Annotated in this window: 1 protein-coding gene; it reads right to left on the bottom strand. The window is 75.9% G+C overall.

Translation table 11 applies throughout. The features are described from left to right. On the bottom strand, positions 1–1,271 hold a 1,271-nt coding region (locus tag CUT83_RS20500), incomplete at both ends, for a heavy metal translocating P-type ATPase (RefSeq protein WP_101257311.1).

The following is a 1,271-nucleotide window of genomic DNA, read 5'->3' as shown; positions in this document are numbered from 1 at the left end:
GCGCAGGTCGCCGCGGACCAGGGTCAGGTCGCCGGCCTCGATGGCGGCGTCGGTGCCGGTGCCCATGGCCAGGCCGAGGTCGGCCTGGGCGAGGGCGGCCGCGTCGTTGACGCCGTCGCCGACCATGGCCACGGAGCGGCCCTCGCTCTGGAGGCGCTTGACGACATCGACCTTGTCCTGGGGCATGACCTCGGCGATCACCTCGTCGATCCCGACCTCGCGGGCGACGGATTCGGCCACCGCCCGGTTGTCGCCGGTGAGCAGGACGGGGGTGAGTCCGAGGGCGCGCAGCCGGGTGATGGCCTCGGCGCTGGTGGGCTTGACGGCGTCCGCCACCGCCAGCAGCCCCCGCACCTTCCCGTCCCAGGCGACGGCGACCGCGGTGCGGCCCTCCGCCTCCGCGGCGGCCCGTGCCCCGGCCAGCTCCGGGGGAAGCTCCAGGGCGCTCTCGGCCAGCAGCCGCTCCCGGCCCACGGCCACCTCGCGGCCCTCGACGGTGCCCCGGACGCCGAGCCCGGCGGTGTTCTCGAAGCCCTCGACCGCGGGCAGGGTGCCGACGCGCTCGGCGGCCCCGGCCGCGATCGCCCGTGCGACGGGGTGTTCGGAGGCGTGCTCCAGGGCGCCGGCCAGGCGCAGCACCTCGCTCTCGTCCTCGCCCCCGGCGGCGACGACGTCCCGCAGCTCCATCCTCCCGGTGGTGACGGTGCCGGTCTTGTCCAGGACGACGGTGTCCGCACGCCGGGTGGTCTCCAGCACCTCGGGGCCCTTGATGAGGATGCCGAGCTGGGCGCCGCGTCCGGTGCCGACCATCAGGGCGGTGGGGGTGGCCAGGCCCAGGGCGCAGGGGCAGGCGATGATCAGGACGGCGACGGCCGCGGTGAAGGCCGCGGCCGGCCCTCCGCCGGTGCCGAGCCAGAAGCCCAGGGTGCCCAGCGAGATCAGCAGCACCACCGGCACGAAGACGGCCGAGACCTGGTCGGCCAGCCGCTGCACCTCGGCCTTGCCGCTCTGGGCGTCCTCGACCAGCTTGGCCATCCGGGCGAGCTGGGTGTCGGAGCCGACACGGGTGGCCCGCACGACCAGCCGGCCGGAGGTGTTGACGGTCGCGCCGGTGACCGCGTCACCGGCCGAGACGTCCACCGGCACCGACTCGCCGGTCAGCATCGAGGCGTCCACGGCCGAGGAGCCCTCGACCACGGTGCCGTCGGTGGCGATCTTCTCGCCGGGGCGGACCAGGAAGCGGTCCCCGACGGCCAGCTCGGCCACGGGGA

This window comes from Streptomyces barkulensis (assembly GCF_002843305.1).
GTDB lineage: Bacteria > Actinomycetota > Actinomycetes > Streptomycetales > Streptomycetaceae > Streptomyces > Streptomyces barkulensis.
This window is presented reverse-complemented; position numbering and strand designations above follow the sequence as displayed.